Raw genomic sequence first — 7,622 nt, forward strand, 5'->3', positions numbered from 1 at the left:
GCTTGAATGTTTTGCCGAGCGCCGCTGAATTTTATGCAAAAGTACTCGTATTTTTTCATGCGTGCAATGAAATCATGTATGCCGTGTTAGCCAAAGTTATATTGCCCTATGTTTTGTTGGTAGACTATCTTCAAAATAAAACAGTCCAAACAACCATCAATAGGTTATTTGGACTGTTACTTCATTAATTTGATAAATATAGCAGTATTATTCAACAAACATTTCAATGTTTTCAACAAAGACATAGCCAGACATATACATAGCTATCAAATTAAGTATATATTATAATTCTATGAGATATCACAACACAGATTTTACGAAAGGTAATATAAGTTCGCCTAATTTATAAACCTCAGTAGAATACAAATCAGGTTCTCCATTTACTTCTTTGTAATTTTTCTTTGCATTTCCTATGGCATTTTCCATTAATACAGGTTTCTTACGACTATCAAATCCTCCTGGAATAACAGTATTTACAAAATCTTTCATAGAGTTATATTTCTTTATATCCTCTGTTTTAGGCTTGTTATCATAAGAATGATAATACAACCATATCTCGAAACATGGATTGCTCTGCGTAACAAACCATTTATCAACACTCGTCGGAGCATTCTGTTCGTTGCAGAAATCTCTAAGAGTAGTGATTTTACTTCCCCACTGATCTGTATCTATGACAAACCAAACGCTATCATGTTTATCTTCATTTTCATCATCTTCTTCATCATCATCTAGCACATATTTTTTGTTTTGAAAATCAGCCTTAGCAGACTTGAGCAATTGTTCTGGGTCACTTTTACCATCTTTACTTGCAATTGATATGATAGAAATATTTGAAGACAACCCTACAAAGAATTTAAAATAATTATCTTCGCGGTCGCCTTCACAATATATATAAATCTTGCGGGAATCCTTTGAGGGCTCCAGACGTTCATATCTTTTAGGTCTGACAATAAACTTATTATTCTTCATCACTCCAATGTATATCAGTTAAATTACTCAGGAAGGGAATACCCCCATAACGACCATTAAGATAACCATTTTCAATATTTGCCGTTTTGTGCACATTATAATCACTCAAAGAGTACAACCTAGTTGCTCCACCATTATCTTTTTGGGCAAACCAAATTTCGTCTGTTCGTAATATCTCCTGATCAAGAAGACATGACTCATGAGTAGAGAATATAATCTGACTATTAATCTCTTCATTCTTTGAAATAAGGGTGATTAATTCTTTTATAATTATTGGATGTATACTTCTTTCTATTTCATCTATAACATATACATGGTTTTCTTTAATCATTCCATAAATCAGTGGGATAAAATCCACAAGCCTTTGTGTACCTTCTGATTCTAGACCTAAACCAAAATCCACTTGATTTCCATTATTATCAAGATGTGATGATGTTATTTTCTTAGCGATAACCTTATCACCTTCTTTTATGTAATTGGTAAAATCGCCTGTCAACCCACTCCTTGTTTCTCCAACAGTCTCAGGATCTTTATCCAAACGGTCGAAAATAAAAGAGTTTTCCTCGTTCTTTTCTAATTTATAAGTACTTACCGACAATCCATTTACTCCTGTCGAGAGCCTTCCTATCAATTTATTTGCATAATTAAGCAAACCCTTATCCGACTCCATTACATGAGCTATTGGAAAAGAATACTCGTTATTATTCTGCACAATTACCAATGTTTCTGTAAACCAATTATAAGCAACAGGAACTTCAGTAAAATCATTTGCATATTTATCGTTTAAAATAGACAAGAGTAATTCATTTCTTCCTACAAACTTTTCACTCAGCATTTCGATAAACATCTGATTCTTTGGATCATCAGCATAATTGTCATAAAAAGATATATCCTCTTTGCCATTATCAAATTCTCTCTCAAAAATACGTTTTTCATTATTAGCGCTATCTTTGGATAGATATTCATAAAGCACACCTGTCTTATCAAACGACACTGTGTAAAAGAATACAGTATTGTCAGCAACAAATTCCACTCCAATAGAGATCGGATCTGTTTTACATTCATCATCCAACTTGAATTTCAAGTCATCTGCATAAGAAACTACCTTACCAGCTTTAATGCAATTAGTCAACAATCGCAATACCTTGATGAAATTTGATTTTCCGGCTCCGTTAGCACCATAAAGGGCAGCCATTCGTAGGTAAGATATATCGTTGATACATTTTTTATGATGACTATGTTGTTTACTCTTATTAGTAAACATATTGAACTCAGTTTGCTCTTTGAATGAGAACAGATTGCCAATTATTACACGTAATAGCATGTGATATGATTTAAAACGTTACTTTTCAACGGCAAAGATACAAATATAAATCATTTATTGCCCATTTTTTGTGATAAAATAAAAATAAAAACGTTAAAACCTAACGTTTTTACTGGAATTTCACATTATTTCATGCAAAATAGTCTGTTATTTTATGGTTCAAATAAATCTTTTGGAGAGCATGGCACTATTTTAAATGGCACTTTAAAATTAAGTGAATTTGACCGTTCGGTCGATTATCCATTTAATAATAGAGAATCCTATTATAACAAGAGAGGAACTTACTGAAAGAATCCCCTATATATCTCGCTGATTTACGCAGATAAACAACAAAACAACATTAACTACAAACTGTCTTTCTCTGCGATATAATGCAGCTTGCTGCATTCGTCTGCGTCATCTGCGTGATCTGCGGGAGAATAAACACGCAAACTTACTCAATCTATTGCACAAAGAACCCCCAGTGTCTCCCGCAGATCTCGCAGATTATCGCAGACGAAACCCAAAACAACAGAACTTAAAACCACAAAACAACATTAACCTCACCAAACTGTCTTTCTCTGCGATATAATGCAGCCTTGCTGCATTCTCTCTGCGTCATCTGCGCTATCTGCGGGAGAATAATCACATGAGAGGACTCAATCAATCCACACAGAAGAAACCCCAGTATCTCCCGCAGATCTCGCTGATTTACGCAGACAAAACCCAAAACAACACAACAACAACAACAACAACAACAACAAACAACATGTCTTTCTCTGCGAAATAATGCAGCCTGCTGCATTCTCTCTGCGTGATCTGCGCTATCTGCGGGAGAATAACACGCAAGAGTACTCAATCTATATTGCACAAATGAAACCCCAATGTCTCCCGCAGATCTCGCAGATTGACGCAGACGAAACCCAAAACAACATTAACTACAAACTGTCTTTCTCTGCGATATAATGCAGCCCTGCTGCATTCGTCTGCGTCATCTGCGCTATCTGCGAGAGAATAACACGCAAGAGTACTCAATCTATCTGCACAAAGAAACCCCAATGTCTCACGCAGATCTCGCAGATTTACGCAGACAAACCACAAGAACAACATCTCCCGCTGATTAATAAACTCCCCCTAGCCCATTCAAGCCATCTTTAACACTCATCCTCGCGCACGCGCACATAGGGTTTTTCAAAAATACCAGTGTCGAAGTGTCTATTCTCTGACTATCAGAATGTTGCATCCCCAATCTTCATTATTCAAGTGTCACCACTGTGTCATTTGTCGCAACGTCATATCGGCGGGACTTTCCCCTTGTCAGCTTGAACTTGTTGCGTGTCATAATATGGCCCACACGCATGATGTTACTGTTGTTGATGCTGATGTTATGATACTTCTTCTTCATTCTCTGCACAATCTCCGTTGCCGTAAGTCGCAGCGCCTTTTCATCTTTCGACGGACGATGAAACATTTCGAAGAAGATGTCGTCCATACAGTCAATCTGTAGGAAGTCGGCATTGTCAATCTGAATCTTATGTTCCGTCTCGTTGTCGAAATAGGTCCTAGCTCCCGATTTCACTTCCGCTACTGCCTGAGCATACATCTGCTCATAGTTCACCGCCGTACTCGTGTCTATGCGCTCCTTTACCCTGATGCACATGTATCGTCGTGAACCGGTGTAGTCAATCAACGGCTGTGGATTGTTGGTCGTGGCGATGAAGGCTGCATATCGCTTGTGCTGCTGCGTGATGCTCTCATAAAGATTGCGATATTTCACGTCCACCGCCTGCAACATATACTTCAAAAACGCTGTCTGGCGCTTTGAAATACTGTCATATTCATCTATGTTTATCAGGATAAAACGACTCAAAGCCTTCATTGCGTCCTCTTTCTTCGTGAAGTCCACTCTGTCGGTGAAATAAATCTGCTGCTCTTCGGGAATAATCATTCTGCAAAATGTAGATTTTCCGTCGCCCTGCTCGCCCACAAGCAGCGGAACAAGTGAATTACCGTGCATGGAGTTTGACCGCATCCACTGACTCACCATACCGATAAACCACAGGTGGAAGTTCTTCACCCAGTCCTGGTTGTCCGTTTTCACTCTCTCGGCAAACTTATCAATGCGGTCCTCGCCGTCCCATTTGGGCAGATACGATATCCAATCGGCTATCGGGTCGTACTCTTCTGTAAACGATGATTCAATAAATCGCTTCACATCCTTGTCCCATGCATCTATACCTTCTGCCTTTGCATTTATCGTTATCGTGTTGAGTACCTCTTTCGTGACCGATTTCCACGAGAAGAGAAAGCTGTCACGTTCCCTGTATTCGCAGTCGTTTGTGATTTCATTCTTGCGGAAGGCATATCTCACGTTAAGAAAAGTGCGCAGTCTTTCAATATCTATCGTCATCTTCGGTATGGCACAATCCGACTTCGGCGCACTCGTGTCATAGACATTGCGGAAACAGTTGCGCACGATATACTCAAAGTTGCAGTAGGGAGCATGGCGCATCAGTCGTTTGATGCAGAACTCCTCTTCAAGTCCGTTTCGCTGACATTCCTTAGCCACTTCCGTCACGGTCTCGTCCATATCCAAGGCTACGGAATTGTTGATGATATTGAGAAATATCGTCTGAAACTTCGCCATTGCCATGTGCTGCTTTTCATAGAAAGGAATCACGCCAGTTTCCCTGCCTGCATTGTAACTCGTTCGGCTCATCTGATAGCGTATTTCCCTCTTCACCCTCTTCTCCACGCCTTCATGTGGCTGGGGAATAATCATCGGTATTGGAGTGGCATTGAGAAACACGTGCTCGTCGGTGCTTATTCTGCACACCGTCTGCGGAGTTGGCACAGCTCTGTCGCATTTGATGCCGAGTTCCGCCTCATAGAACTTTGCCGAAGTGAAGTAGGCATGCTGATGAAAGAAGCTGATATCCTGTTCCGTCTGCGGCAGTGTTCCGTCTGGCAGTGTGAACGGCACGACAATCTTCAATGACTTTGCCGAAGCACCAGTGAAGCACATCAACGTCTGAGGAAGCCCCTCAGCAAGAAATTTGAGGTTGGCTATCCAACCGTCTTTTGCCTTGAACGATAGCAACACATAGCCTGTATATGCCTTTCTGCACAAAGAAAACTGCAACTGTGGCAGCGCAGCCGTTTCTTCGAGCTTCATTCCTGCGATATTCGTATAAGAGTTGAGTGCATATCGCAGTTTATTGCACTGTTTTTGGTATTTTTCACCTCGAATCATGACGAACAGATCGTCAAGACTCATCATTTTTTGCTTGATTTCTTTTTTTGTCTTATACAAGACATTGATTTTTGATAGTTCCATTCTATTTTATCGTTATTTTTATCGAAAATTCGTTTCCACGACGTAACATTTGCGTTATTACGTGGAAACGTTTCTGTTACTACGACACAAAGTTTGCGTTTCTACGATGTAAAGTTTGCATTTCTATATAGAAACGCAAATGCAAATTGACGTTTTCGCGACACTTTGTTTTTGAAAAAAGTGCATCTAACGTACTGATAGTCAGCGAATAGACGTTTCGACGCTAGTTTATTTACAAAACCTATGTACGATTTTCCAAATCCCTGAGTATTCGTCTTATCCTAGCGGGTTTGATGTAGTACTCGTATTTGCATTGATTGCACACTTGTCGATACGTGCCAGATTTCATGCGTTCTAATTTCTGTTTAGGCAGCGTGCGTCCGCACTTCTGACATTTGATTGTTTGCGGGAGTGTCTCCCGATTGATAAATTTGACATCATCGTTTTGTTTTAATTNTTAATACTTATATTTGTTTCACTCGTTTCCTTTGTTTTCTGTTTTATTGCTTGCTCTTTCGTTGCTCTTTCCTTATGTGTTTAACGGCCGATTCTCCCGCAGATCTCGCTGATTACGCAGACAAAAGACAGTTAGCGCAAATGAATCTGCTAAAGCAGATGCCGCAGATAATCGCAGAGAAAGACAATTACCACATAGTGGAACAATGTTGTTCATGCTGTTGTATTTTGTCTGCGTTATCTGCGGGAGAATAACACATAAGTATACTCAATCAATCGGCAAAGAAGAAACCCATGTGTCTCCCGCAGATCTCGCTGATTTACGCAGACAAACAACAAAACCCAAAACCACATTAACCTCACCGCCTCACGAACCTGTCTTTCTCTGCGAAATAATGCAGCTTGCTGCATTCCTCTGCGTCATCTGCGCCATCTGCGAGAGAATAACACGCAAGAGTACTCAATCAATCCGCACAAACGAAACCCCAATGTCTCTCCCGCTGATTTCGCAGATTTACGCAGACAAACCCAAAACAACCTCACCAAACTGTCTTTCTCTGCGAAATAATGCAGCCTGCTGCATTCCTCTGCGTGATCTGCGTTATCTGCGGGAGAATACACGCAAGAGTACTCAAACTTTCCGCACAGAAGAAACCCCTATATCTCCCGCAGATCTCGCAGATTTACGCAGACAAACCACAAAAAAACAATAACCAAACTGTCTTTCTCTGCGTAATAATGCAGCCTGCTGCATTCCTCTGCGTGATCTGCGCTATCTGCGGGAGAATACACGCAAGAGTACTCAATCAATCGGCAAAGAAGAAAACCCATGTGTCTCCCGCAGATCTCGCAGATTTACGCAGACAAACCACAAAAAAACAAAACCACATTAACCAAACAAACGGCATTCCTCTGCGCTCTCTGGGAGAGAATAAGCGAGACATTAGAATGGCATTGCGTCCTCGCCCTCAAACGGCAACTTCTGAACAGTCGGCGCATTATTTATCCAGTTGTCNTAATCATATTGCAATGGCGTGTAGATGGTGTCGTTCTTTTCATCCGTCGTCTCCTTGCAACCTACGAACCTGCCAGTCTTGCGGTCGAACTTCAATGCACATTTGCCCGTCTGACCAAGATGTTTAAATCTGATTTTCAAGACATTCACGAACGTGAGATCACGCACCTTGTCACGATTCAGAATAATACCGTAATCGCATTTATTGTAGAAGTCCGCCGAACCCGCAATNTCATANAAACTCGCAGCCTTCTCNGTCTTNCCAATATCATCAGGCTTCTTNGGATGCGCCACCACAATCACGAAGACGTGCTGCTGATGCGCAAACGCCACTATCTTCTTCAACACATCACTGATTTTCTGCGTGTCGTTTGCACCTGCTATCATCGGCAAGTCTACATAGTTGAAAGGGTCCAGAGCAAACACGTTGATGCCGTAACGTTGCTTCAGTTGCAACGCCACATGAAGGATGTCGTCAATAGCTGCACCGCCCTCGCCGTCGATGTGATATACATTCTCTGACAACCACTTTTCTACATGCT

4 protein-coding genes are annotated in these 7,622 nt (G+C 40.7%); 1 reads left to right on the forward strand and 3 read right to left on the reverse strand.

The annotated features are described in order from the left end of the window. Nucleotides 1–188 (forward strand): hypothetical protein (locus B045_RS15540; RefSeq protein WP_044067776.1); only part of this gene is annotated, 188 nt, incomplete at its 5' end. Between the two features lie 112 nt (nucleotides 189–300). Here the strand turns inward: B045_RS15540 and B045_RS0110815 are convergent. The 3 genes from B045_RS0110815 to B045_RS0110825 form a co-directional block, all read right to left on the reverse strand. Then, nucleotides 301–969, reverse strand: coding sequence for an RloB family protein (locus tag B045_RS0110815; protein WP_018464277.1), 669 nt, complete (start codon nucleotides 967–969; stop codon nucleotides 301–303). Further along, nucleotides 959–2,233, reverse strand: coding sequence for an AAA family ATPase (locus B045_RS0110820; RefSeq protein WP_162163175.1), 1,275 nt, complete (start codon nucleotides 2,231–2,233; stop codon nucleotides 959–961). The genes B045_RS0110815 and B045_RS0110820 overlap by 11 nt, the downstream gene beginning before the upstream one ends. A 1,294-nt stretch (nucleotides 2,234–3,527) precedes the next feature. Further along, nucleotides 3,528–5,609, reverse strand: coding sequence for a VapE domain-containing protein (locus tag B045_RS0110825; protein ID WP_018464279.1), 2,082 nt, complete (start codon nucleotides 5,607–5,609; stop codon nucleotides 3,528–3,530). Nucleotides 5,610–7,622: the final 2,013 nt, after the last annotated feature.

It is taken from the genome of Segatella paludivivens DSM 17968 = JCM 13650 (assembly GCF_000373185.1).
GTDB classification, from domain to species: Bacteria; Bacteroidota; Bacteroidia; order Bacteroidales; family Bacteroidaceae; genus Prevotella; species Prevotella paludivivens.